This is a genomic window from Streptomyces sp. NPDC093586, from assembly GCF_044764905.1.
GTDB lineage: Bacteria > Actinomycetota > Actinomycetes > Streptomycetales > Streptomycetaceae > Streptomyces.
Window position 1 is genome coordinate 352748 of record NZ_JBIWJA010000003.1, and the last position, 22597, is coordinate 375344.

General features: G+C 70.2%; 24 protein-coding genes and 1 pseudogene. 9 read left to right on the forward strand and 16 right to left on the reverse strand.

The annotated features are described in order from the left end of the window. Positions 1–115 precede the first annotated feature (115 nt). On the reverse strand, positions 116–1054 hold the full coding sequence (locus tag ACIRFH_RS05595) for a LysR substrate-binding domain-containing protein (protein WP_403517257.1): 939 nt from the start codon (positions 1052–1054) through the stop codon (positions 116–118). Between the two features lie 133 nt (positions 1055–1187). On the opposite strand from ACIRFH_RS05595, the gene ACIRFH_RS05600 reads away from it, so the two are divergent. Further along, positions 1188–1742, forward strand: a complete 555-nt coding sequence (locus ACIRFH_RS05600; protein WP_403517258.1) for a peroxiredoxin — start codon at positions 1188–1190, stop codon at positions 1740–1742. A gap of 6 nt (positions 1743–1748) precedes the next feature. Beyond that, on the forward strand, positions 1749–2282 hold the full coding sequence (locus tag ACIRFH_RS05605; RefSeq protein WP_403517259.1) for an alkyl hydroperoxide reductase: 534 nt from the start codon (positions 1749–1751) through the stop codon (positions 2280–2282). Between the two features lie 113 nt (positions 2283–2395). Here the strand turns inward: ACIRFH_RS05605 and ACIRFH_RS05610 are convergent, their stop codons facing one another. The 5 genes from ACIRFH_RS05610 to ACIRFH_RS05630 all read right to left on the reverse strand — a co-directional run bounded on the left by ACIRFH_RS05610 (position 2396) and on the right by ACIRFH_RS05630 (position 9201). Further along, a complete protein-coding gene (locus tag ACIRFH_RS05610) occupies positions 2396–3781 on the reverse strand; it encodes an AI-2E family transporter (protein ID WP_403517260.1) in 1386 nt (461 codons plus the stop codon). Between the two features lie 135 nt (positions 3782–3916). Next, a complete protein-coding gene (locus ACIRFH_RS05615) occupies positions 3917–4612 on the reverse strand; it encodes a transglycosylase SLT domain-containing protein (RefSeq protein ID WP_403517261.1) in 696 nt (231 codons plus the stop codon). Between the two features lie 440 nt (positions 4613–5052). Further along, positions 5053–6378, reverse strand: a complete 1326-nt coding sequence (locus ACIRFH_RS05620) for a PhoH family protein (RefSeq protein WP_403517262.1) — start codon at positions 6376–6378, stop codon at positions 5053–5055. A gap of 1106 nt (positions 6379–7484) precedes the next feature. Beyond that, positions 7485–8276, reverse strand: a complete 792-nt coding sequence (locus tag ACIRFH_RS05625; RefSeq protein WP_403517263.1) for a class I SAM-dependent methyltransferase — start codon at positions 8274–8276, stop codon at positions 7485–7487. A 52-nt stretch (positions 8277–8328) separates the two neighbouring features. Beyond that, complete coding sequence (locus ACIRFH_RS05630) at positions 8329–9201, reverse strand: LLM class flavin-dependent oxidoreductase (RefSeq protein WP_403517264.1); 873 nt, start codon at positions 9199–9201, stop codon at positions 8329–8331. A gap of 90 nt (positions 9202–9291) precedes the next feature. On the opposite strand from ACIRFH_RS05630, the gene ACIRFH_RS05635 reads away from it, so the two are divergent. The 3 genes from ACIRFH_RS05635 (at position 9292) to ACIRFH_RS05645 (ending at position 12712) form a co-directional block, all read left to right on the forward strand. After that, complete coding sequence (locus tag ACIRFH_RS05635; RefSeq protein ID WP_403517265.1) at positions 9292–9663, forward strand: DUF192 domain-containing protein; 372 nt, start codon at positions 9292–9294, stop codon at positions 9661–9663. A 493-nt stretch (positions 9664–10156) separates the two neighbouring features. Beyond that, positions 10157–12181 (forward strand): ATP-binding protein, encoded by a 2025-nt coding sequence (locus ACIRFH_RS05640; RefSeq protein ID WP_403517266.1) that lies wholly within the window; start codon positions 10157–10159, stop codon positions 12179–12181. Between the two features lie 21 nt (positions 12182–12202). After that, positions 12203–12712, forward strand: a complete 510-nt coding sequence (locus ACIRFH_RS05645) for a GNAT family N-acetyltransferase (protein ID WP_403517267.1) — start codon at positions 12203–12205, stop codon at positions 12710–12712. Positions 12713–13004: 292 nt separating this feature from the next. Here ACIRFH_RS05645 and ACIRFH_RS05650 read toward each other — a convergent pair whose 3' ends face one another. Next, on the reverse strand, positions 13005–13364 hold the full coding sequence (locus ACIRFH_RS05650) for a hypothetical protein (protein ID WP_403517268.1): 360 nt from the start codon (positions 13362–13364) through the stop codon (positions 13005–13007). Next, a pseudogene (locus ACIRFH_RS05655) lies at positions 13361–13840 on the reverse strand (hypothetical protein); the annotation flags it as partial. The gene ACIRFH_RS05650 and the pseudogene ACIRFH_RS05655, both read right to left, overlap by 4 nt. An 81-nt stretch (positions 13841–13921) precedes the next feature. Here ACIRFH_RS05655 and ACIRFH_RS05660 point away from each other — a divergent pair. The 3 genes from ACIRFH_RS05660 (at position 13922) to ACIRFH_RS05670 (ending at position 15819) form a co-directional block, all read left to right on the forward strand. Beyond that, a complete protein-coding gene (locus ACIRFH_RS05660) occupies positions 13922–14170 on the forward strand; it encodes a hypothetical protein (protein WP_403517269.1) in 249 nt (82 codons plus the stop codon). A 192-nt stretch (positions 14171–14362) separates the two neighbouring features. Continuing rightward, complete coding sequence (locus tag ACIRFH_RS05665; RefSeq protein ID WP_403517270.1) at positions 14363–14869, forward strand: DUF6584 family protein; 507 nt, start codon at positions 14363–14365, stop codon at positions 14867–14869. A 131-nt stretch (positions 14870–15000) separates the two neighbouring features. Then, positions 15001–15819, forward strand: coding sequence for a maleylpyruvate isomerase N-terminal domain-containing protein (locus ACIRFH_RS05670; RefSeq protein ID WP_403517271.1), 819 nt, complete (start codon positions 15001–15003; stop codon positions 15817–15819). Between the two features lie 336 nt (positions 15820–16155). On the opposite strand, the gene ACIRFH_RS05675 is transcribed toward ACIRFH_RS05670, so the two are convergent. Both ACIRFH_RS05675 and ACIRFH_RS05680 read right to left on the reverse strand, forming a co-directional pair. Further along, a complete protein-coding gene (locus tag ACIRFH_RS05675; protein ID WP_403517272.1) occupies positions 16156–16347 on the reverse strand; it encodes a hypothetical protein in 192 nt (63 codons plus the stop codon). Between the two features lie 9 nt (positions 16348–16356). Next, a complete protein-coding gene (locus ACIRFH_RS05680; protein WP_403517298.1) occupies positions 16357–17208 on the reverse strand; it encodes a helix-turn-helix domain-containing protein in 852 nt (283 codons plus the stop codon). A gap of 271 nt (positions 17209–17479) precedes the next feature. On the opposite strand from ACIRFH_RS05680, the gene ACIRFH_RS05685 reads away from it, so the two are divergent. Then, on the forward strand, positions 17480–17989 hold the full coding sequence (locus ACIRFH_RS05685; protein WP_403517273.1) for an ATP-binding protein: 510 nt from the start codon (positions 17480–17482) through the stop codon (positions 17987–17989). Positions 17990–18392: 403 nt separating this feature from the next. Here the strand turns inward: ACIRFH_RS05685 and ACIRFH_RS05690 are convergent, their stop codons facing one another. From ACIRFH_RS05690 to ACIRFH_RS05715, 6 genes are all read right to left on the reverse strand, one after another. Then, positions 18393–19022, reverse strand: a complete 630-nt coding sequence (locus ACIRFH_RS05690; protein WP_403517274.1) for an OmpA family protein — start codon at positions 19020–19022, stop codon at positions 18393–18395. Positions 19023–19030: 8 nt separating this feature from the next. Then, positions 19031–19609, reverse strand: coding sequence for a hypothetical protein (locus tag ACIRFH_RS05695; RefSeq protein WP_403517275.1), 579 nt, complete (start codon positions 19607–19609; stop codon positions 19031–19033). A 16-nt stretch (positions 19610–19625) separates the two neighbouring features. After that, positions 19626–20240: a pilus assembly protein TadG-related protein gene (locus tag ACIRFH_RS05700; RefSeq protein WP_403517299.1), complete on the reverse strand. Its 615-nt coding sequence runs from the start codon at positions 20238–20240 to the stop codon at positions 19626–19628. Further along, positions 20237–20431: a Flp family type IVb pilin gene (locus ACIRFH_RS05705; protein ID WP_403517276.1), complete on the reverse strand. Its 195-nt coding sequence runs from the start codon at positions 20429–20431 to the stop codon at positions 20237–20239. The genes ACIRFH_RS05700 and ACIRFH_RS05705 overlap by 4 nt, the downstream gene beginning before the upstream one ends. Positions 20432–20734: 303 nt before the next feature. Then, positions 20735–21622, reverse strand: a complete 888-nt coding sequence (locus ACIRFH_RS05710) for a DUF5936 domain-containing protein (RefSeq protein ID WP_403517277.1) — start codon at positions 21620–21622, stop codon at positions 20735–20737. 26 nt (positions 21623–21648) lie between these two features. Next, a complete protein-coding gene (locus tag ACIRFH_RS05715; RefSeq protein WP_403517278.1) occupies positions 21649–22593 on the reverse strand; it encodes a type II secretion system F family protein in 945 nt (314 codons plus the stop codon). Positions 22594–22597 lie beyond the last annotated feature (4 nt).

Consider the following 22597-nt stretch of genomic DNA (forward strand, 5'->3'; position numbering starts at 1 on the left):
TCCGTGCCGCGTCCGGGCGTTCGCGCGCCGGACGCGCCGGCGGGCCCGTCGGTCCCTCTCGACTCCCTCGGTCCCGTCGACCCCCTCGGTCCCGTCGGCCCCCTCGGCGCGCCCGTCAGCCGCGGACCGTGCGCACGGGGAGGCCCTCCATCGCCTTCCGCAGCGCCGCCGCCAGCTCCTCGTACTCGGCGGCGCGGGCCGCGCCCGTGCGCATGGCGAGGGCGATGCGGCGGGTGGGCGCCGGGTCGGCGAAGGAACCGGTGAGCAGCTGGCTGGAGCGGGACGTCTCCACGCGGACCGCCGTACGCGGCAGCAGCGTCACCCCGAGGCCGCCCGCCACCAGCTGCACCAGCGTCGACAGGCCCGCCGCCGTCGTGGTCGCCGGGACGTCCGCGCGGCCGGCCTCCCGGCAGATGTCGAGCGCCTGGTCGCGCAGGCAGTGCCCCTCGTCGAGCAGCAGCAGCTTCAACTCGCGCAGCACGCCGCGCTCGATGCCCTCCCGGCCGCCGAGCGGGTGGTCGAGCGGGGTGACGAGCACGAAGTCCTCGTCGAAGAGCGGGAGTTCGGTGATGCCGGGGACGCCGAGTGGCACCGCCAGCAGCAGCAGGTCGAGGCGGCCGGTCGCGAGGCCGTCGAGCAGGCTCGCCGTCTGCTCCTCGTGGACCTGGAGATCGAGGTCGGGGTAGCGGTCGTGGACCAGCCGCAGGACCGTCGGGAGCAGGTACGGCGCCACGGTCGGGATGACGCCGAGCCGCAGCGCCCCGGTGAACGGCGCGCGGACCGCCTCCGCCTCCTCCAGCAGCGCTCCGACCTCCGCCAGGACCGCCTTGGCCCGCACCGCGAGGCGTTCTCCCGCCGGCGAGAGCAGCACCTTGCGCGTCGTACGCTCCAGGAGGGTGACACCGAGTGTCTCCTCCAGGGCGGAGACGGCGCCGGAGAGCGCGGGCTGGCTCATGCCGATCGCGGCGGCGGCATCGCGGAAGTGCAGATGCTCGGCGACCGCGGCGAAGGCCCGCAGCTGGGCGAGGCTGGGCTGCCTCTTCTTACCTGTCACTAATAGCCACCTCCGATCAACTCGACCGAGTGTAGCTATTTCCCTAATCAATGCACTCTGTGCCAACATCAATAACGTCCAACCCATGGGAAACACTCGCAAAGCGGGTGTTTCTTCGCTGCAAGGAGAGCGCGTGCTCACTGTCGGTGACAAGTTCCCCGAGTTCGAACTGACCGCCTGCGTCTCGCTGGAGAAGGGCAAGGAGTTCGAGCAGATCAACCACAAGACCTACGAGGGCAAGTGGAAGGTCGTCTTCGCCTGGCCCAAGGACTTCACCTTCGTGTGCCCGACCGAGATCGCCGCCTTCGGCAAGCTGAACGACGAGTTCGCCGACCGCGACGCCCAGATCCTCGGCTTCTCCGGCGACTCCGAGTTCGTGCACCACGCCTGGCGCAAGGACCACCCGGACCTGACCGACCTGCCCTTCCCGATGATGGCCGACTCCAAGCACGAGCTGATGCGCGCGCTCGGCATCGAGGGCGAGGACGGCTTCGCGCAGCGCGCGGTCTTCATCGTGGACCAGAACAACGAGATCCAGTTCACGATGGTCACCGCCGGCTCGGTCGGCCGTAACCCCAAGGAGGTCCTGCGGGTCCTGGACGCCCTGCAGACCGACGAGCTGTGCCCGTGCAACTGGACCAAGGGCGACGAGACCCTGGACCCGGTCGCGCTGCTGTCGGGGGAGTGACCTGACATGTCCCTCGACTCCCTGAAGTCCGCCGTACCGGACTACGCCAAGGACCTGAAGCTCAACCTGGGCTCGGTCATCGGCAACTCCGACCTCCCGGCGCAGCAGCTGTGGGGCACCGTGCTGGCGACCGCCATCGCCTCGCGCTCCCCCATCGTGCTGCGCGAGCTGGAGCCGGAGGCGAAGGCGAACCTCACGCCCGAGGCGTACACGGCCGCCAAGTCGGCCGCCGCCATCATGGCGATGAACAACGTCTTCTACCGCACCCGGCACCTGCTGTCGGACCACGAGTACGGCACCCTGCGCGCCGGTCTGCGGATGAACGTCATCGGCAACCCGGGCGTCGACAAGGTCGACTTCGAGCTGTGGTCCTTCGCGGTGTCCGCCATCAACGGCTGCGGCATGTGCCTGGACTCGCACGAGCAGGTGCTGCGCAAGGCCGGCCTGGACCGCGACACGATCCAGGAGGCCTTCAAGATCGCCGCTGTGATCCAGGCCGTCGGCGCCACGCTGGACGCCGAGGCGGTCCTCGCCCAGTAGGTCCCGCCGGACCCGGCACGAAGGGCCCCGCTCACCGTCCTGGTGAGCGGGGCCCTTCTCGCGTCGTCGTCATGCCGTTCTCGCGTCGTCGTCATGCCGTTCTCGCGTCGTCGTCATGCCGGGGGTGCGTCCGACGGCGGCTCGGCCCCGGCGGTCCCCGGCCCCGGTTCCAGCGTCGGGGACGCGTCCGTCGACGTCGCGCCGCGCGGCCTCGGCGCCTGGCGTACGGCGGCCTCGCGGGAGTACGCCCGCAGATAGCCCACGACGGTGTTCGTCACCGCGACCAGCGGTACGGCGACCACGGCGCCGCCGATGCCGGCCACCATGCCGCCGGCGGCCACCGACAGCACCACCGCCAGCGGGTGGACCCGCACCGCGCGTCCGAGGATGAACGGCTGGAGGATGTGGCCCTCGATCTGCTGCACCACCAGCACGACGGCGAGCGTCATGACCGCCGCGAACATGCCCTGCGTCACCAGCGCCACGACGACCGCGAGCGCGCCGGACACCACCGCGCCGACGAGCGGGATGAAGGCGAACAGGAAGATGAACACGGCCAGCGGCACGGCCATCGGCACGTCGAGGAAGTAGATGCCGAGGCCGATGAAGATGGCGTCGATCAGCGCGACCACGACCGTGCCGCGTACGTACGCGGTCAGCGTCCGCCAGGCGCGCGGACCGGCACCGGCGACGCCCGGCCGGGCCGCGGCGGGCACCAGCTTCAGCGACCACTGCCAGATGCGCTTGCCGTCGTAGAGCAGGAACAGCGTCGAGAAGGCGGCCAGCAGGATGCCGGTGAGCGCCTCGACGACGACCGTGACGCCCTCCAGTCCCGCGGAGGTGATCTGGTCGGTGTTGGCGCCGACCGCCTCGCGCAGGTTCTTGGCGATCTCGTTGATCTGCTTGTCGGTGACGTGGAAGGGGCTGTTCAGCAGCCAGTTGCGCAGCTCGTCGATGCCGTCCTGGATCTGGTTGGAGAGGTTGTCGATGTTCTCCATGACCTGCCAGGTGACGAACCAGCCGATCAGGCCCATCACCACGAACCCGAGGATGGCGGTCAGGGCCGTGGCCGGCCCGCGGGGCACGCCGTGCCGTCGCAGCCACGCCACCGAGGGCTGGAGCAGCGCCGTGATCAGCAGCGCGGCCACGAACGCCAGCACGACCAGCTGGACGGCGCTGATCACCTTCATCAGCACCCAGAGGGTGCCCGCGAGGACCAGCAGCCGCCATCCGGCCTCCGCGGCGACCCGCATGCCCCACGGCACCGCCTGCGCGGGGTCGGGCCGTTCCCGGACGACGACCGGGTGTTCGACGAGCGTGTGTCCGTGCCCCGCGGACAGGTCGTCCGTGTCCGGCGAGACCACGTGGTCCGGGGCCCGCCCCGGACCGGCGCCGTCGAGGTCCTCGCCCTCCGCCTCGGCGCGACGCTGTTCCAACTGCCTGCTCATCCGGGTCAGTCCGGCGCCGAGCCGACCGAGCCACCCTGGCACTCGCGACATGATCCGTCCTCTTCCCCCGTCTTTCCCCACCACTCCCCCCGGAGCCGTTCCGGTCACGACCGTACATGGCGGGAGCGCGAAAGCCCCTCACCGTAGGACGGTGAGGGGCTGCGCGGAGTTGAGCGGCGGGCCTGCTCAGTACCAGTGGTTGTTCTGCCAGAACGCCCAGGCGTCGCACGGGCTGCCGTAGCGGCTGTCCATGTAGTTGAGGCCCCACTTGATCTGGGTGGCCGGGTTGGTCTGCCAGTCGGAGCCGACCGAGGACATCTTGGAACCGGGCAGGGCCTGGAAGAGACCGTAGGCACCCGAGGACGGGTTGACGGCCTTGTAGTTCCAGCTGGACTCGTGGTCCACGATGTTGCTGAAGCACTGGAACTGGCCGCTGGGCACCATCTGACGTGCCATCGCCTGGATCTGGCCGACGCTGTAGGAGCTCTGGACGGCGAAGGACACGGACTCGCGCTTGGCGTCGCGGCTGGCGGCTTCCCTGGCCGCCTCGCGCTTCTTGGCATCCGCGGCCGCCTTCTTCGCCTTCTGCTGCTTGGCGACGGCGGTGTCGGCGGCTGCCTTGCGGGCCGCCTCCTCGGCGTCCTTCCTGGCGCTCGCGTCCGCGGCGATGGCCTGTACGTCGGCCTGCTGCGTCAGGGACGCGGTCTGCACCTGCGCCTGCTCGCCCATGGGGATGTCCGCGAGCAGCGTCGTGCCTGCTGCCGTCGCCTCCGCGTCGTGGTTCTGCGCGGTGCTGCCCGAGGCAACGCCGACGACGCTTCCGACTGCGGTGACCGCCGTGGCCGAGGCCACTGCGAATCCCCGGACCGAGATCCGGCTCACACGGTTTCCTTCCAGCATCGCCCGCTTCGGTGACCCTCGCGGACGCAATCGTGCCCCTGACACTGACCTCCCCAACTACGGGTCACGGGAGGCACGGGCCCGGTGGACAACTCCCTCGACGGGAGCGCCGCGTGGTGCTCGGGCGGCATACGACGCTGCTATGGAGTTGGACGTACTTCTGTGGTGCTGTACCTCCCCCACCGCGTGGGGGCGCCCCCTGGGGGGCACAGGTGTGTCGTATGCGGGGCCTGACAGGAGTGAGACTCTGCCGTAACCCGGCGGGGTGAGGCAATTCTGCCCCGCGTGTGAAAGCTCACATCTCGTTTGGCCCTGGGGGTTTCGAGAAAACTCCCCGCGTGAAGACGCCGCCCGGCTAGGCTCTTGGCCTTTCCGGACGGCGTCGACCGTCGGGACAACCGACCCGTGCCGGGTCGGAGTTCTCAGATGTGCCCGTCCTCCAGCATTTCGGTCACAAGCGCCGCGATCTGGGACCTCTCGGACCGCGTCAGCGTGACGTGGGCGAAGAGCGGATGGCCCTTCAGTTTCTCGACGACGGCGACCACTCCGTCGTACCGCCCCACCCGCAGGTTGTCCCGCTGCGCCACGTCGTGGGTCAGCACGACCCGCGAGTTGGCGCCGATCCGGGACAGGACGGTCAGCAGGACGTTCCGCTCCAGCGACTGGGCCTCGTCCACGATCACGAACGCGTCGTGCAGCGAGCGGCCGCGGATGTGGGTGAGCGGCAGGACCTCCAGCATGCCGCGGGCGGTGACCTCCTCGATGACCTCGCGGCTGGTGACCGCCGACAGCGTGTCGAAGACCGCCTGGGCCCAGGGGCTCATCTTCTCCGCCTCGGAGCCGGGCAGGTAGCCGAGCTCCTGTCCGCCGACCGCGTACAGCGGGCGGAAGACCATGACCTTCTGGTGCTGCCGGCGTTCCAGCACGGCCTCCAGTCCCGCGCACAGCGCCAGCGCCGACTTGCCGGTGCCGGCCCGGCCGCCCATCGACACGATGCCGACGTCCGGGTCGAGCAGCAGGTCGAGCGCGATCCGCTGCTCGGCGCTGCGGCCCTTGATGCCGAACGCCTCCCGGTCGCCGCGCACCAGCCGGACGCCGCCGTCGGGCGTGACGCGGCCGAGCGCCCTGCCGCGCTCCGACTGGATGGTCAGCCCCGTGTGCACGGGCAGGTCGGCGGCCTCGGGGACGTGGACCCGGCCCTCCTCGAAGAGCACGTCCACCTGTTCACCCGGCAGGGTGAGTTCGGACATGCCGGTCCAGCCGGAGGCGTCCGTGATGGCGAGCTCGGCGCGGTACTCCTCGGCGAGCAGCCCGACGGAGGACGCCTTGATCCTCAGCGGGAGGTCCTTCGACACGACGGTGACGTCGAACCCCTCGGCCTGCAGGTTGCGGGCGACCGCGAGGATGCGGGAGTCGTTGTCCCCCAGGCGGTAGCCGGTGGGCAGCACGCTGGGGTCCGAGTGGTTGAGCTCGACACGCACGGTACCGCCGAGGTCCCCGATCGGGATGGGGGCGTCGAGGCGGCCGTGCCGCACGCGGAACTCGTCGAGCAGGCGCAGGGCCTGCCTGGCGAAGTAGCCCAGTTCGGGATGGTGCCGCTTGGCCTCCAGCTCCGTCACCACGACGATCGGGAGCACGACCTCGTGCTCGTCGAAGCGGCTCAGTGCTTTGGGGTCTGCCAGCAGGACGCTGGTGTCGAGAACGTAGGTGCGCCTATCTGGCTTGTGGCGCTTTGTGCTGGTCACCACGGAAGGACGTACCCCCTCGGAAGAGGTCGGGGAGCGACGGAGTGGACGCTGGGCCGGGAGGGCGGGAACGAGCCGGCCGGTCGCCGGCCGCCGTGCACCACGGGTGCGGGCCGCGAACCGGCCCTCCGCCGCTGCTCCCGCGCCGTGACCGCACGGTGGGGCTGGTGCAAAGGGCCTCCCGGGCGGGCGGCTCTGTGCCGTCCGCTGAGAACCGATGCCCGTGGTTCGGGCGTCGACCTGCTTGCCTTATGCCCTCGAACGAGCGCCGCCATGCAACGGCGCAGGACGACGCGCCGGTGAACTCCTGATGGCGGGCGCCCGAAGGGGTACCCGGGCGGGTCGGGGCGGGCGGGGCGCGGGCCGACGGCGGGGCGGCGCGGGACCGGAAGACGGGCGGCGCTGGAGACCAGGTGGCACAGGCCGGGCGGCGGGCGGCACGGAGGCAGAAAAAACGGGCCGGTCCGTGGGGGGGGAGACGGACCGGCCCGAGGGGGGGTTTCCACCATAACCCTTCGTAAGGGATGCTGCGCGCATCGGCGGGCCACAACTACTCTCCGGAATCATCCGGCAACGCCCGAGTGGTCGCGGAATCTCCCATTCCGCCCTGAATCATGGCCTGAACGGGCCCGTTCGCACGGGATTCGCAGGGAAGCGGGTGACAGGAGGGGCGACACGGAGGATCCGGCGTACGCCGGCCCGGTGCGGCGAAGTGCTTCCGCATCCCTCCACCGGGTGACACCACCGGCGAACGCTCGCTTGACCGGGCACCGCGCAGCCCCCTCCACTGCGCGGTGCCGTACGCGCAGCTTTGCTCGCGCGAATTACCTGCTTCGAATTTACGTGATCGCGGCAGGCGGTTTCGACCCGGGTGGGGCGAAGCCGGATAACGATGTGGAAACCCTGTGAGGATCGCGGGGCGATTCCGCACGCTCCCTCCGGAGCGCGGATATTTGCGAAGGTATGTCGCTTACGCCCAGAACGGCACGTCGGACCCGGCGCCCGTCCCCGCCCTGTCGAAGGCCGTGGGAATCACCCGGACGGCGGCGGGCGCACGGCGGTTCCCGGCCAAGTCCGTCCCGGGCCCGCCCCCGGCCTACGCGTCCGGCCTACGCGTCCGGCTTGCGGGCCTCGAAGAGCTGGCGGGCGCTGTGGGCCACGAAGGGCCCCTCGGCCTCGATACGGTCGTGCAGCTCGCGGAGACGGGGCCGGTACTCCTCGACGGTGAACCCCGGGACCATCCACACGACCTTGCGCAGGAAGTGGACGACGGCGCCGATGTCGTGGAACTCCATCCGCAGCCGCTCCGCCCGCAGGTCGACGACCTCCAGCCCGGCGGCCTCCGCACCGGCGCGCTCCAGGTCGGGGTGGCGGGCGTTGCGGTTCTCCGCGGGCAGGGGGCCGAGGAAGAACTCGATCAGCTCGAAGACACTGGCGGGGCCGACGTGCTGGGCGAAGTACGTACCGCCGGGCCGCAGCACGCGGGCGATCTCCTCCCAGTGCGGCCGGACCGGGTGCCGGCTGACGACGAGGTCGAAGGCCCCGTCCGCGAAGGGGAACGGCGCGTCGTCGGGCGAGGCGACCACGGCGACGCCGCGCGGGCGGAGCAGTGCGGTGGCCTTGGCGACGTTCGGCGGCCAGCCCTCGGTGGCGACGACGAGCGGGGGCCGGTGCGGGGCGGCGACGCCGAGGGCGAAGTCCAGGACCTCGCCGCCGCCGGTCTGCACGTCCAGTACGGCCGTGGCCCCGGCCAGCCGTCCGCCCATGGACCGCGCGTATCCCCAGGACGGCCGTTCCTCGGTGGCCCGCCCCTCGAACCAGGAGAAGTCCCACCCTTCGGTGGGGACGGCGGCGCCTTCGGCCACGAGGTCGTCGAAGGAGCGGGAGGGGGCGGGTGTCATGGGGCGGTCGATCCGTTCTGTGCGCATACGGGGGCGGTTGACGGCCGGAAGGCTAATCCACCAGGGGCCTGACCTGCTGGGCGGCGAACCGCACGAAGCCCTCGGGGTCGGGCTCGTCACCCGTCGGCTGGAGGACGACGGTGTCGGCGCCGGCCTCGGCCAGCCGCCGGACGGCCTTGGCGACGGTGTCGGCGTCCCCGGCGACGCCGAGGTCCGGTCCCGGTTCGAGCCCTTCGGCCAGCTGTTCGGCCCGCAGCCGTTCGGCGGCGCCGGGCCCGGTGGCGGCGAGGAGGTACATGACCACCTTGTGCGGCTCCGTCCGCCCGGCCGCGGCCCGTCCCTCGTCGATGAGCAGACGGGCCCGTCGTACGTCGTCGGGTGTGTTGACCGACGTGAGGATGGTCCCGTCGGCGGCCTCCCCGGCGAGCCCCAGCGAACGGGGCCCGGTGACCCCGGCGAGCACCTCGGCGCCCTGCGCGGGCGGCCAGTCGAGGGCGACGTCGTCGAGCCGGACGTACCGGCCCTCGGTCGTCACCCGCTCCCCGCGCAGCAGGGCCCGCAGGGCGAGCAGGTACTCCCGCAGGAGGGTGACGGGCGACTCGGCCCGCGCGCCGACCTGCCCCATCCAGTCCTGCACGCCGTGTCCGACGCCGAGGATCGCGCGGCCGGGGAACATCCGGTGCAGGGTGGCGGCCTCCATGGCGGTGACGGCCACGTTCCGCAACGGCACGGGCAGCAGTCCGACGCCGACCCGGAGCCGCTCGGTCCACGCGAGGGCGGCGGCGGCCGTGGAGATCCCTCCTTCGAGGAAGCAGTCCTCCCACAGCCACAGCTCCTCCAGCCCCGCCTCCTCGGCGACGCGTGCCACGTCGCGCAGTCGTTCGGGGGCGAGCTGGGGGCGGAACACGGCACCGAGTGCGGTCATGGGATCTTCCTACACTTGGCCCGGGGCACGAGACAACGACATTTCGCGGCCCGGCACGGCGCCGGTGCGCGGCGCGGGGAGGGGGTCGGCATGGGGCGGCGCTGGCGGGACGGGCAGGGACGCCTGGTCGTGGACGGCGGGCCGGGCGGGAGGGCGGTCGCGGTTCCGCTGGAGATCGCTGCCTCCTACCGGGCGCGTACCAAGGGGCTGTTGGGGCGGGACGCGGTCGACGGGGCGCTTCTGCTGTCGCCTGCCAACAGCGTGCACACCTTCCGGATGCGCTTCCCCATCGACGTGGCCTACCTGGACCGCCGGCTCACCGTCATCGCGGTACGCACCATGCGCCCGGGCCGGCTGGGCCTGCCCCGGCCGCGCGCCCGGCACGTGCTGGAGGCCGAGGCGGGGGCGATGGCGGGGTGGGGGGTGCGGGCGGGGGTGCGGGTGGAGGTGACGGAGAGGTAGGAGGGCGTGGCCTGATGTCTGCCGGACGCGGTCGGTGCATGCCGAGACACGCCCCGCCAAGTGGACGGACAACGCCGCGTCGAACCCGGGATCTTGTTCACAGCGTCGCCCGCGGACCCCGGGGAAGCCTCGATGACTGGCAACGAACGGTAAGAACCGTTCTGTGGTGAAGGAAACAATTGCTTCCGCCTCGGCACAGACACCCGGGGCAACACCTGCATCGCCGTGGCCGGGCAGAAGGACCGCCCGCTCACCGACGTCCGGGAAGCGCCTTTCGCCCTCATCCGCAGGATCAGAGCGGGCGACGCGGACCATTTGCTGCAGAACCCGCAGTGGGGCGATGGACCGGATCACGCGGCGCTTCCGATCACCGCCCCCGCCTGGCGGTGGTCGAGCGCCCGACAGAGTGGGCGCCAAAACGTCGAGTGACATGTTGCCAGATACTTGAGTTGATGACTGAGGAAGCGCCCGGCTTCCGCCTCGCAGCCTGTGGATGACGATGACGCGGAAGGTGCTGACCCTCATGGCGAAGCTTCGGTTGACCGTAGGACGGGGACATGTCGAGGAATTGGCACGTCTGCGCCATCCTGTCGGAGCCATCGAGGAGCTGATCTGGAACTCTCTCGACGCGGATGCCGAACACGTCACCGTGGAGCTTGAGCGGAACGACTTCGGCGGCATCGACCGGGTCGCCGTGATCGATGACGGCACCGGTATCGCGGCGGAGAAGTGCGGCGACTACTTCGCGCAGATCGGTATGTCCTGGAAGAAGCGCGCGCAGGCCAGCGAGGTCAAGAAGCGTGTGCTGCACGGAAAGAACGGGAGGGGCCGGGTCAGGGCGTTCGCGCTCGGCAGTGAGGTGCGCTGGACCAGCGTGAACGGGCTGCAGGGGAGCCGTCGCCGTGTGGTCATCGAGTCCGACCGCAGCTCCATGGACGAGTTCGACGTCAGTGACCCCGAGCCGACGAACGATGCGACGGGTACGGTCTTCGAGGCGTTCGGCGGCGAGGATCTCCAGAAGCTGACCGAGGACGCCGCCCGTACCGCGCTGACCGCCGCCTTCGCGCTTCACCTGGAGGCGTACCCGGACATCTCCATCGTCTACGACGGGACGCGGCTGGACCCGTCGTCGGAACAGGTCCGCGTGGATACGTACGAGGTGGCGGCTCCGCCGGGAAGTCGTCACCCGTCGGCCCAGCTGAAGATCATCGAATGGTCGCGCCCCTTCTCCCGGGCTCTGATCCTGTGCGACGGCCGGGAGATGTCGCTGGCACAGCTGAAGCCGGAGATCCAGGCTCCGGGCTTCCACTTCACGGCGTACCTCTCCTGGGAGGGGTTCGAGGACGATTCGGCCGGTGACCTCGCCTTCGCGGACTGGACACCGGAAGGGCCCGCCGCCGAAGTGCTGGCCGGAGCCCGGGAGCGTATGCGGGCGCACTTCCGTTCCCGTGCCGACGAGCGGCGTCAGGAGCTCGTCGACTCATGGCGCGCGGAAGGCTTCTACCCGTACACAGGCGAGCCCCGCAACGATCAGGAGCGCGCGGAGCGCGAGACCTTCGACGCTGTGGCGACCGCGGTTGTCCGGCATCTGCCCGCGAGCAAGAGGGCCCAGAAGGTGTCCTTCGCGCTGCTGCGTTCCGTCCTGACCCACGAGCCGGGCGAAGTGCTCCGTATCGCCGAGGAGCTTTTCGCGCTCTCCAAGCAGGAGCAGACGGAACTGAGCCGACTGCTGGACCGTACGCCGCTGTCCGCCCTGATCAAGGCGTCGACGGCGACGACCGGGCGTCTCGATTTCCTGTCGGCCCTGGAGCACCTCGTCTTCGATCCCGTGGCCAGGGGGCGGGTGAAGGAGCGCACCGAGCTGCACCGGATCCTGGAGAACGAGTGCTGGATCTTCGGTGAGGAGTATGGGCTGCACGTCAGCGACCGCAGTCTGAACGAGGTGCTGAGACAGCACTGCCGTCTCCTCGGCCGGGACGCGCCGGCTCCGGCCCCTGTGCTGAGGGAGGACGGGAGCCGGGGAATCGTCGACCTGATGCTGTCCCGCGCCGCCCGGCAGCGGAAGGGGGAGCGCCACCATCTCGTGGTGGAACTCAAGAGACCGAGCGTCGTCCTCGGCATGGCCGAATTCTCGCAGATCAGCAGCTACGCGCAAGCCGTGATGGGCGACGACAGGTTTCGGGAGCCCACGGTGACCTGGGACTTCTGGCTCATCGGCAATGCCATGGACGGCAACCTCCGACAACTCGCCCACCAGCCCGACAGGTTGCCCGGATGCGTCGTCACGCATCCGGCCTACCGGATCTGGGTGCGTACCTGGGGCGAGATCATCGAGGATGCTCAGGAACGGCTCCGCTTCTACAGCGAGCAGCTCGAGTACCAGTCGTCGACCGAGCACGCCATGGACTATCTGATCAGGGAACACGCCGATGCGGTCGTGGACCTGGTGGGCGACGGCACCGTCCCCGTGCCGAGGGTGGGAGGGAGCGGAACGGCCGGAGTCGCCGTCAGCCCGTGAGGGCTGGGGGAGAATGGGGACATGCACATCCGAGCCGTGTGTCTGGACGAGCTGCCCGTCCTCCAGGACATCGAGAGGGCTGCCGGGGAGTGCTTCCGGGACATCGGCATGCCGGAGATCGCCGAGGACGAGCCGCTTCCGCTCGGTGAACTCGCCCGCTACCACGACGCCGGTCTGGCCTGGGTCGCGGTGAACGCCGCCGACGTCCCGGTCGCCTACCTGATCGCCGACCGCGTCGACGGCGATCTCCACGTCGAGCAGGTGTCGGTGCACCCGGACAGCGCGCGTCGCGGTGTCGGCCGGTCGCTGCTGGACCACCTGGCGGACCGGGCCAGGAACGAGGGGGTCCCCGCCCTGACCCTCACCACGTTCACCCAGGTCCCGTGGAATGCCCCTTACTACGCCGCCCGCTGCGGTTTTCGCCCCGTGGACGACCGCGAACTCACCCCTGGCCTGCGGAAGATCCGCGAGCGGGAGGCGGCGCACGGTCTGGACCGGTGGCCGAGGTGCTGCATGCGCCGGGGTCTGTGACTGAGGGGCCCCGAAGTGGAGCTGTCAGCAGTACTCGGGCACGTGGCGGCGCAACCCCGCCTGGTTCGCCTGGAGCGCGCCGCTCCTGCTGAGGAGCACACGCGCTGGTTCCCGCTGTACGACAAGTGTCACGCGGGTTACGACCCGGCGCCGGCGATCAAGGCGGGCAACGCCGATCACTTGTCATGGAGCTCGCGGCGTGGGCGAGGACCCTCACTTCCAAGCATCCCCGGAACTGCCGCACCGACGAATGCGCAGCTCGACCGCATGGCGTCACTGTCATCCGGGTGACTCAGAACTCGGGGACGAAGAGGGTCAGCCGCAGCAGAGCGGCGACGGCCATGACTGCAGGGAGCACGTACCACCATCGGCGCAGCCACTCCGCCTTGACGCACACCCAAGTGAGAAGTGCCATACCCAACGACAGAAGCAGGACGAGGCCGGACGCGATATTCGAGTGCGCGACGGTCTCGCTGTCCCAGGGGCCGGCTGGAGTGGCCATGTACGCAAGGAAGGTGACGTAGACCGACACGAGATTGCCCGCCGCCAGAAACAATCCGCAAACACCGGAGCCGAACCCGAACCGGGGGCGCTGGCCCGGAGTTCCGTCTTCGCGGGTGACAGGCGCGGAGGGGGACGCCGAATCGTTCACCGGAGGGCTTCCTTCGCTTGATCCACGTTCTTGTCGAAGCCGCGACCATACGCCTGGGCGTTCGGGTCCTCGTAATAGGACCCGCCGTTGTAGCGGGCGGCCAGCTCCTGCATCTGCGCGCGCGTCATCTGCTCCGGCGGTACATCGGCAAAGCCGCTCTCCGCCTTGAGCTGAGCCAGGTATTCGGAGGCAATGAAGATGTTCTTGGCAGGGTCCTCGAGCGCGCCCACGACCTGGTCCCGTTGCAGATCTGTCAGGTGCTGCGGATCGTAGCCAAGCACCTCGGCCGCTCGACGGACCTGGATGGACATGGGGCCCATGGAGGTCCGGTCGGCATCTTCGCTGAAAGGGAGGACCTTACGGCCCTGGTACGCCAGGTCGTCCAAGACACCCGGATCGCCTTCGACCTCCTGCCAGGCGATGCCCGCGACCATTTCGGGCGGCAGACCTGCATCCTGGGCTGCGGCCTTGATGACACCCCCTGGGGGAGGATCGACAACTACCGCGAGAAGTGCCGGACCGACTCCGGTGTCCTCAGCCCGGACACCACGCTGGTCATGCTGACCATCGGCGGCAACGACGGGGACCACTTCACCAAAGCCGTCACGAACTGTTACGTCATCGGCGTGTGCGACCCGACCGACTACACGGGATTCGACCTCAAGAACGTGGTGCGTGAGGGGGACACGGTGTCCGTCTCCGCCCTCGTCTCGAGCTCGGGGACGACGGTCGACCAGTGCTACCACTTCACCCGACGACTGGTCGCCGACGACGTCACCGCCGAACCACGCAGCGCCTGTTCGTAGCCGGACGCGGCGAAGCGGGGCAACACCGCCCGCATGCGGGTGCCGCCGCCCGGTTCGCGGGCGTCCTCGAAGCCCCGGTCGCCGCCGCACGTCCGGACCACGCGGTCCGGCACGCGCCGGGCCGCCCGCCGTCGCGCGCCGCACGGCAGAACCAGGTCGACAGTGGTCGCCGCGGTAACCGATCATGCGTTCATGCCGCTGAGAGACACCCTTGCCCGAGCCGACGCCGACCTGGCCGCCGGGCGGGTCCCCGTCGCGCGCCAGCGTCTGCGCGGGCTGGTGTCGTCCTTCCCGAACGACCTGATGCTTCGCCGGCGCTTGGCCGAGGTGTACCGCCTGTACGGGGAGCCCGCGGAAGCGGGCCGCTGGATGTACCTCGAAGAGGACCGGGACGCGGCCGAGACCGCCGCCTTCGAGGCGAGATACCACGCGGCTCCGCAGCGCATGCGGGCCCTTGCCTGGCAGGGCCCGGAGTCGCTCGCCCCAACAGCCTTCGCCAGGGAGCAGCTGGCAGCGGTACGAGCGGCCTGCTCCGACGCCGTGGGCCGTCCCGTCGACTGGGACACGGTGCCGCCCGGCGAGGAGGAGGACAGCGGGAAGAGCACCTTCGCCGATTTCCTGGCAGGCACCGGATGCCTGGTGGCGGTCCTCGCGTTCCTCGCGATCTGGGTGAACGGACTCATCGCCCTCTTCGACTGACCCGGACCGCCGGGGCCCGTGGGGGCGCCGATCCGGTCCGCAGGGACCGCCGCCTCGCGGCCCACCCGCGCGTCGCACCGGCTCGGGAAATCCACTGCCCGGTTGCCAAAGCGCGGTGATAGGCATCCGGAGTGCACAACACTCTGGAGTTCCCCGACCTGCTGCGACTGATCGACGATCGCTCGACGGCCTTCCGCGCCGCGGTCGCCGACGCGCCCGGCCTCGAGGCGCAGGTGCCGACCTGCCCCGAGCGGACGCTGTTCGACCTGGTGCAGCACCTGGGCGAGGGGCGCCGTGCCTGGGCCGCCGCCGTCGTCGCGGGGCCTGCCGCCGCCAAGTCCGCGGCAACGGACGTCCCGGCGGCGCCTCGGGAGCGCGAGGTCCTGTCGGCCTGGTCGGCGGAGTCCACGGAGCAGCTGCTGGACGCGCTGCGGGAGGTCGGCCCGGACCGCGGTTGCTGGATGTGGTGGGGTGCCTCCCAGTCGCCGCGGACCACGGGTGCCGTCGCCCGGCACCAGCTCCAGGAGATCGCGCTGCACGCTTACGACGCCCAGGTCACCGCGGGTGCCCCGCAGCGGCTGCCGGACGAGGTGGCGCTCGACGGGGTCGAGGAGTTCTTGTTCACCTGCGTCGCGACGACGAGCGCCTGGCCGCACCGGCCCACCGCCTTCGACTTCCACGCCGCCGAGGGGCTCTCCTGGCGCCTCACGGTCGACGGCGACGGCGCACGCTCCACCCGTCTCCCCGTGCCCGGCACGACGCCCGCCGCCGTCACCGGCGAAGGCCCGGAAGCTTCCGGCGTCTCCGTCCGAGGCACAGCCAGTGAGCTGGTCCTCTTCCTGTACGACCGTATCCCGGCGGGCTCCCTGCGGATCGACGGAGACGCGGGGCTGCTCGACCTGCTCCGCGCCTGGGAGCCGGAGGAGCAGGACGGGACGAGGCGCCGCTGACGACGGTTCACGACGGGGTGTTCCGGGGCCACTCGGGCAGCGGGAACGAGTGCCACCCCCGTCGGGTGGCGTCCGAGGTCAGAGGTCGGGGCGGGAGTGACCGGGGCGCGGCCCACCGCGCGGCACCAGACTCGGCGGGCCGGTCGGTGGTCGCGGACACCGGTGCCTGTCCCCGTGACGGTGGTGCGTCCTTCTCGCCCGTGGCGTCACAGGCGGTCGGGAGGACGGCCACCGACGCCGCGAGTGCGACGTCGGCCACCCGTGCGGATCCCCGCCCTGCCGTCTCCCCTCACGAGGTGCGCGGGGGTGGCCGGAAGCGCCGCCCACGCGCGGGTGCTACAGCAAGTGGTCCGCGTCGCCCGCCTTGATGCCACGGATGAGGGCGCGAAGCGCTTCCCGGCTGTCGGTGAGGGGGCGGTCCTCCTGCCCGGCCACGGCGATGTAGGCGTTGCCTCGGGTGTCTGTGCCGAGGCGGAAACAATTGTTTCCTTCACCGCAGAACGGTTCTTCCCATTCGATGCCAGTCATCGAGGCTCCTCAGAGTTCACGGGCAGCGCTGTGAACAAGGTCGCGTGAGGCCGCCGGGTCCAACGCGGCGTTGTCCATCCAGTTCAGGTGGGAACGGTACTTGGTGAGTTGCGCCTCCGCACCGGTGAAGTCAGGGCCATGCGCAGAGTCCAACTGCACGGTGTCGAGTTCCGGCACCTCCCCGTCCGCGTACAGCAGTGCGTGCCCCGCGCCCGGGAAATCCCCGGCACCGGTGGGGATGATGCGTACATCGACGTCGGGTCGTTCCGACTGCTCGGCCAGGTAAAGGAGTTGGTGCCGGGTCGCTTCGGTTCCGCCGTAGGGCATGCGCAGCGCGGCTTCGTGGACATAGGCGACGTAGGGGAGCGGCCGGGGCCGGTCGAAGACCTGCCGACGCTCCATGCGATGGGCCACGCGCAGCTCCACCTCCAGTCGACTGAGCGGCGGGAGTACGGCCGCGAAGACCGCGCGGGCGTACTCCTCTGTCTGGAGCAGGCCAGGCACATGCATGACTTGTGCGGTCCGCACCCGCGTGGCATGCCACTCCAGCTCGGCGATGTCCAGCAGCCCTGCGGGCAGTGAGCCCCGGTAGTGCTCCCACCATCCGCGCTCCCGGTGCTCGGCCATGGCTACCAGCGCGTTGACGTACCTTTCGTCCGAGCAGGCGTAATTGCAGGCGAGGGTTCGGATGCGCTCCGGCGAGAAGGGGCGGATACCCGACTCCATGTTGGACAGCCGGGTCCGGTCGATGCCGAGCAGCCCAGCCGCATACTCCGTGCTGGCTCCTGCCGCGAGGCGCATCTTGCGCAACTCGGCTCCCAGTCTCTTCTGCCGCACCGTCGGCGTGCTTCGTGTCGGCATACCGCTCCCTTGTCGTGCCGTGCCGGGCATCAGTCTGCTGTTTATCACCTCGGGCACGCATCCACCTCGGGGGTAATTATCTCCGTTTCCTTGGACACTGTGACTCCCTTGGCTCTACTGTCGGTGACAGGTCAGTCACGAACCGCTGCCGTACCGGAAGTGCATCACGCGTGCCCGCCCGCATCCTCCTGCCCTGGGAGGGCGGTCGCGCGTCAGGGAGACAGGCCACCGGACGGCGGACCAGCACACCCGTATCCCCAAGGGAGTTGCCATGCCCCTGCTCGCCACCGCGTGCCACGTCCCGGCCTTCTCGGACGCGCCGTCGGCGCCCCCGTCCCCGGAAACCCTCGCCTACAGCCTCACCCTCCCCGCCTCCCCGCACAGCCCGGCCGTCGTACGCGCCGCGACCCGCACCGTCCTGCGGGCCCACGGCCTGGACGGCATGACCGACGCGGTGGTGCAGGTGGTGAGCGAACTCACCGCCTGTGCCTGCGGTTTCGCACCCACGGCGGAGGTGTACGTATCGCTGCGCTACCGGGACGGCGCCCTGCGTGTGGTCCTCCACGACGCCCACCCCCGCCACACTCACCCCCGCCTCGCCGTCGCCTGCGACACCCGCCGCCGGGCGGCCCTGCGTGTACTGGACCGCGTGGTCCGGGCGTGCGGCGGCGACTGGGGTTTCGGGGACGCCCGCGAACCGGGCGGCGGCACCCGTATGTGGGCGGTCCTGCCCCGCGCCGGAGCATCCGGTTACACCGCGACGACCGGGACGCGTGAGTGAACCAGGCCGGCGGTCGAGGCGGCCGGGCCCGGCCCGTTCCGCGCGACACGGGGAGCCGACCCCGCGGGATGCTGTCGGCGGCGGACCTCTCGCACGTACTGATGGGAGCGAAAGTCCCAGCGACACGCCGCCCGCGCGTTGCTCTGCCGGGACATTCGCACCAATCGCGATCCGGGACACACGTCCGAGGAGACCCGGGTGGTGCAGGTGGTGACCATCGACGACCTCGGCTTCTCGCACGCCACCCAGGTGGCGAAGATCGCCTGTTACCGCACCAGAACGGGCGTCGGCGCTCTCACGGTGGTGTCGTCCATGATGTCGAGGTCCGATCCGCGGGTGGGGGCGGCGCCGTGCCGGTGTCGGTCGCACCGCCGGGTGACTTCTTCACTTCGGCATCTGTCCGTCAGGGCTCCGTGCGGGGGAAGGAGACTTCGACCCGGCGGTTCTTCTTGCGGCCGGCCTCCGTGGAGTTGTCGGCGATGGGGTAGTCCTCGCCGTAGCCGCGGACCTCGTAGGTGATGCCGGCGTCGTTCAGGGTCTGGGCGAGGAGTTCCTGTACGGCGGTGGCACGTTGCCTGGACAGGACGTCACCGTGGGCGGAGGAGCCCAGGTTGTCGGTGAAGCCGAAGACGCGGACCCTGCCGGCGTGCTGGTTCCTGATCTCCTCGGCGATCCCCGCGACACGGGCCTTCGCCTCGCCGCCGAGCTTCGCGCTGTCCTTGCCGAACAGCACCTCGGCCTGGAGCGCGAAGGTCACGTTGGTGTTGGTGTCCTCGCGGCGCTCGTCACCGCTCTGGTCCTCGACGACCGACTTGATGTCCAGCACCTTGGTCTGCGCGAGCGTGGCCCCGTCCGGGAGCTTCAGGTCGGGGTCGTTGGGGTCGACCTTGACGGGGGCGGTGGCGGTGTCTTCGGTGCCGGGAGGGCGGGGCGGGTCGTCGTCGGCGTGGGCGGTGGCGGCGCCGTAGAGGTTCGTGGCGAGGAGGAGGGTGGCGGTGGTGAGGGCCAGGGTGAGGCGGGGGGTCGGGGTCATGGTGGGCCTCACCCGGAGATGGAGATGGTCGCGCTGGCGAAGGTGGGCAGTTGGAAGGTGACTTCCGTGGCCTCAGACGGCGGAGCGGGGAACTGCATGAAGACGGGCACCGAAGCGCCGGGATCGATCCTCGGAATGTTCGTGGTCGTCAGGGGCCGACCATCAGTGTCCCGCAGCACGTAGTACCGCTTCTTGCTGGCGGAGTCCACGAGGGTTGCCCCACCGAGCGAGCCACCGTGTCGCACGACCTCCGTTTCGTTTCCTCTCGTCTCGATCGGAACACGTGTCGCCTTTGCGCCGTCGTTCTTGATCTCCCCGCTCACAGTGACGAACCCGCCCGCGTCCCTGGTCGCGGAGCCGACTTTGAGGACCAGACCGTTCTGCCCCTTGAGCTCAGCCATGGGCGCGTCCGTGCCCTGCTGTGCGCTGGGCCCCGACTTGTTTCCTGACGTGGCACTCGCCGAAGCCTGAGGCTTCTTGTCATCACCGCCTCCGGAACCACACCCGGCTACCCCGAGGGCCAGTACCGCCGCAATGGTCAGTGCGGCCATCCCCCGGGGGGCCTTCGTCGTGAACCGAATACTCATGACTCCGCTTCCTTCATCATTCGTCGTTTGTTTGTGAGTCGGCGAGATGGACGTCGAACAGATCCTCGGGGTTAGGTAGGTTCACGAGATCGTCCAGCTTGAGGTCCCAGTTCTCACCGTCCTCACAGGACAGCTTGAGCAGCACCTCGCCTTCGGGCTCCTTGGCGGGTTCATCGAATGAACAGCGTGCTTCTATGACGGCGGTCGCGGACTCCGTCGCCTTCCGGTTCTCCGTGCCTGGCACGATCGTGTCTCCGACGGTCCCGTTGGTCTCAGCGACGACCGTGTAGCCCAGGGGGCCGTCCGGTTGACAGTCCACCGTCGCGTCATTCCGTGCCGCCAATTGGTGTGCGCGCCAGCAGCCGCTGGGTACCGCTACGTTTCCCTCGAATATGTCCAGCCAGGATTCCGGCTTCCGGATGTTCGCAACCCACTCGTCCGTGAGTCGGTCTCGGGTTTCCAGCGCTGCTGCGAGCGCTGCGGCGTCCGCCGCCGTCTGAGCTTCGCTACGGGTCGCCGCAGCCTGACCGACCGCGAAGTACGCAAGCGCGAGAAAGAGCAGACCCGCCACCGCCGCGATGTAGATGGGGAAGGCCTGCCCTGCGTCGGCACATACGAGTCCTCGCCTCAGCCGATGACCTCGTCGATCTTGGCAGTGATCGCGTTGTAGATCGTGTTGCCGATGTCCGTCCCCGTGATCGCCAGGACGATGGCCACGACCACCGCGATGATTCCCAGGTACTCCACCGCCGTCTGTCCCCTGTCGTTGCGGGCGGTGCGGGTGCGCAGGTGGGCGGTGGTGGTGCGGAGCCAGTTGTTCATGGGGTTCCCCTCCAGGGTGGACGTGTGCTGTGGGTCGGTCCGTCGAGGGCGTGCCAGGTCCGGCCACCTGGTGGTGGCCCCGGAGCGGTGGGCGCCGGTGGAGTCTGGTCATGCGAACCTCGGCCTGTCGGGAGTACCGAACAACGACTGTCCCACAACTGATTGCACGTGCGAAAGGTTTTGCAGAGAAGAGGCCCAACAGGGCTTCCTAAAGCTGGTTCTTGACGGCATCGTTTCGTGTGCAGGCGCACTCTCCTGGTAGACGCTCGCCCCCTCCCCCGGCCATGTGTTCGGCATGTCCGCCTACTCCCCCGTGATCGTGCCGAAGTCGGTGCCGGAGCCGAGGATCAGGCCGGCGCCGAGCAGGATCATCGTGGCCGGGACCATGAACGTCGTGATCATCATCGTGGCCTTGGGGACGGCGCGGGCGGCCTTGCGGCGGGCGTTCTGGGCGTCCGTGCGGCGCATGTCCTTGGCCAGGGAGACCAGGGTGTCCACGATGGGGGCACCCAGTTCCTCGCCCTGCTGGAGTGCCGTCACGAACATCGCCACCTGCTCGGAGTCGTTGCGGCGGCGCAGCTCCGCGAAGGCCTGGCGGCGGCTCATGCCGAGGTCCATCTGGCGCAGGGTGATGCGCAGTTCGTCGGCCCAGGGGCCCTCGTAGCGCATCGCGACGCGGTCCAGGGCCTGGCGGAAGCCGAGGCCGGCGCTGACCACGACGGCCAGGACGTCGAGGAAGTCGGGGAGCGTGCGTTCGATGACGTCCTTGCGGATGCGGATCGCCGACCAGATGCCGACCTCCGTCCAGAACGCCCCGAAGGCGAGCAGGAGGAGAGCGACCACGTACTGGCCGCGCAGGAGGAAGACCAGGAAGCCGACGGCGCCCAGGAAGCCGTAGACGGCGCGGCGGGCGGCGTAGCGGTCGATGGTCAGGCCGCCGGGGTTGCCCGCGAGGTCGATGCGGCGGCGGTACCTGGCGACCAGGGCCGGGCCCATGAGGCGCAGTACGGCGGGGGCGTAGCGCATGCCCAGGCGGTCGATCAGGGAGTCGACGGTGCCGGTGCGGGTGGAGCCGACCTCCAGGGCGAGGGCGAGGTCGCCGGGGAGTTTGGCGTCGGCGCGGTACATGCGGATGCCGGCGAAGACGCCCCAGACGCTCAGGCCCATGACCAGTGCGAGCAGCAGTCCCATGTCTTCTCCTCCTTCCTCGGGCTTCCTCAGACGTCGATGCGGGACAGGCGGCGGATGAGGACGAAGCCGACGGCGTAGAGGCCGAAGGCGGTGACGACCGCGATCTGGCCGGCCGGGGAGCCCGTCATGCGTTCCAGGGCGCCGTCCTTCACCCCGTTCATCAGGAACAACGAGCCGACGCCGAGCACCGGCACGGCGTACGACGTCATGCTGACCTGGGACAGCTGGGTGCGGACCTCGCGCCGGGTCTCCTTGCGTTCCTCCAGCGTCTCCGTGAGGTTGCGCAGCGCGCCGACCACCTGGCCGCCCGCCCGGTTGGACAGGACGAGGGTGGTGACCAGGACGACGAGTTCGCGGGAGGGGAGGCGGTCGGCGAGTTCGCCGAGGGCGTCGTCCATGGAGGAGCCGAGGGCCAGTTGGTCGGCCACCTTGCCGAGTTCCTCGCCGGCCGGGGCCTCCAGCTCCTCGGCCGCCATGCCGATGGCGGTGCGCAGGGCGAGGCCGGCCTGGGTGGCGTTGGCGAGGATGCGGGCGAGTTCGGGGAGCTGGTTGATGAACTTCTCGATGCGTTTCTGGCGTTGCCAGGTGAGGAACTGCATCGCCGCCCAGACGCCCAGCAGGCCGGCGATCGGGCCGAAGAACGGTGCCAGGGCGGCCTGGCCGATCAGCCACAGGCCCGCGACCGTGGCGAGCAGGGCGGCGAAGAACTCGCCGGGGGTGATGTCCAGGCCGGTCGCGGCCAGGCGCAGTTCCAGCTTTCTGCCGAACCCGGTGCGGCGCAGGCGGCGGTCCAGGGTGCGGAAGTGGCGTCTGCGACCGGCGGGCGGGAGCTGCCCGGCGGCGGAGAGGCGGTCGACCAGGGCCTCGCGCTGGGCCTTTCCGGCGGCGTAGGAGTGCAGGCCCAGGACCGCCAGGGTGCAGGTCAGTAGTGTGACGCCGGTGGTGAGCGTGACGAGCGTGTGCAGTTCCATCAGG

Excerpts from the sequence above, each read along its gene's own strand:
- ACIRFH_RS05605 (WP_403517259.1), top strand. The coding sequence starts at position 1,749 with ATGTCCCTCGACTCCCTGAAGTCCGCCGTACCGGACTACGCCAAGGAC.
- ACIRFH_RS05610 (WP_403517260.1), bottom strand. The coding sequence starts at position 3,781 with ATGTCGCGAGTGCCAGGGTGGCTCGGTCGGCTCGGCGCCGGACTGACC.
- ACIRFH_RS05625 (WP_403517263.1), bottom strand. The coding sequence starts at position 8,276 with ATGACACCCGCCCCCTCCCGCTCCTTCGACGACCTCGTGGCCGAAGGC.
- ACIRFH_RS05630 (WP_403517264.1), bottom strand. The coding sequence starts at position 9,201 with ATGACCGCACTCGGTGCCGTGTTCCGCCCCCAGCTCGCCCCCGAACGA.
- ACIRFH_RS05635 (WP_403517265.1), top strand. The coding sequence starts at position 9,292 with ATGGGGCGGCGCTGGCGGGACGGGCAGGGACGCCTGGTCGTGGACGGC.
- ACIRFH_RS05640 (WP_403517266.1), top strand. The coding sequence starts at position 10,157 with ATGACGATGACGCGGAAGGTGCTGACCCTCATGGCGAAGCTTCGGTTG.
- ACIRFH_RS05645 (WP_403517267.1), top strand. The coding sequence starts at position 12,203 with ATGCACATCCGAGCCGTGTGTCTGGACGAGCTGCCCGTCCTCCAGGAC.
- ACIRFH_RS05660 (WP_403517269.1), top strand. The coding sequence starts at position 13,922 with ATGCTGACCATCGGCGGCAACGACGGGGACCACTTCACCAAAGCCGTC.
- ACIRFH_RS05665 (WP_403517270.1), top strand. The coding sequence starts at position 14,363 with ATGCCGCTGAGAGACACCCTTGCCCGAGCCGACGCCGACCTGGCCGCC.
- ACIRFH_RS05675 (WP_403517272.1), bottom strand. The coding sequence starts at position 16,347 with ATGACTGGCATCGAATGGGAAGAACCGTTCTGCGGTGAAGGAAACAAT.
- ACIRFH_RS05680 (WP_403517298.1), bottom strand. The coding sequence starts at position 17,208 with ATGCCGACACGAAGCACGCCGACGGTGCGGCAGAAGAGACTGGGAGCC.
- ACIRFH_RS05685 (WP_403517273.1), top strand. The coding sequence starts at position 17,480 with ATGCCCCTGCTCGCCACCGCGTGCCACGTCCCGGCCTTCTCGGACGCG.
- ACIRFH_RS05690 (WP_403517274.1), bottom strand. The coding sequence starts at position 19,022 with ATGACCCCGACCCCCCGCCTCACCCTGGCCCTCACCACCGCCACCCTC.
- ACIRFH_RS05695 (WP_403517275.1), bottom strand. The coding sequence starts at position 19,609 with ATGAGTATTCGGTTCACGACGAAGGCCCCCCGGGGGATGGCCGCACTG.
- ACIRFH_RS05705 (WP_403517276.1), bottom strand. The coding sequence starts at position 20,431 with ATGAACAACTGGCTCCGCACCACCACCGCCCACCTGCGCACCCGCACC.
- ACIRFH_RS05710 (WP_403517277.1), bottom strand. The coding sequence starts at position 21,622 with ATGGGACTGCTGCTCGCACTGGTCATGGGCCTGAGCGTCTGGGGCGTC.
- ACIRFH_RS05715 (WP_403517278.1), bottom strand. The coding sequence starts at position 22,593 with ATGGAACTGCACACGCTCGTCACGCTCACCACCGGCGTCACACTACTG.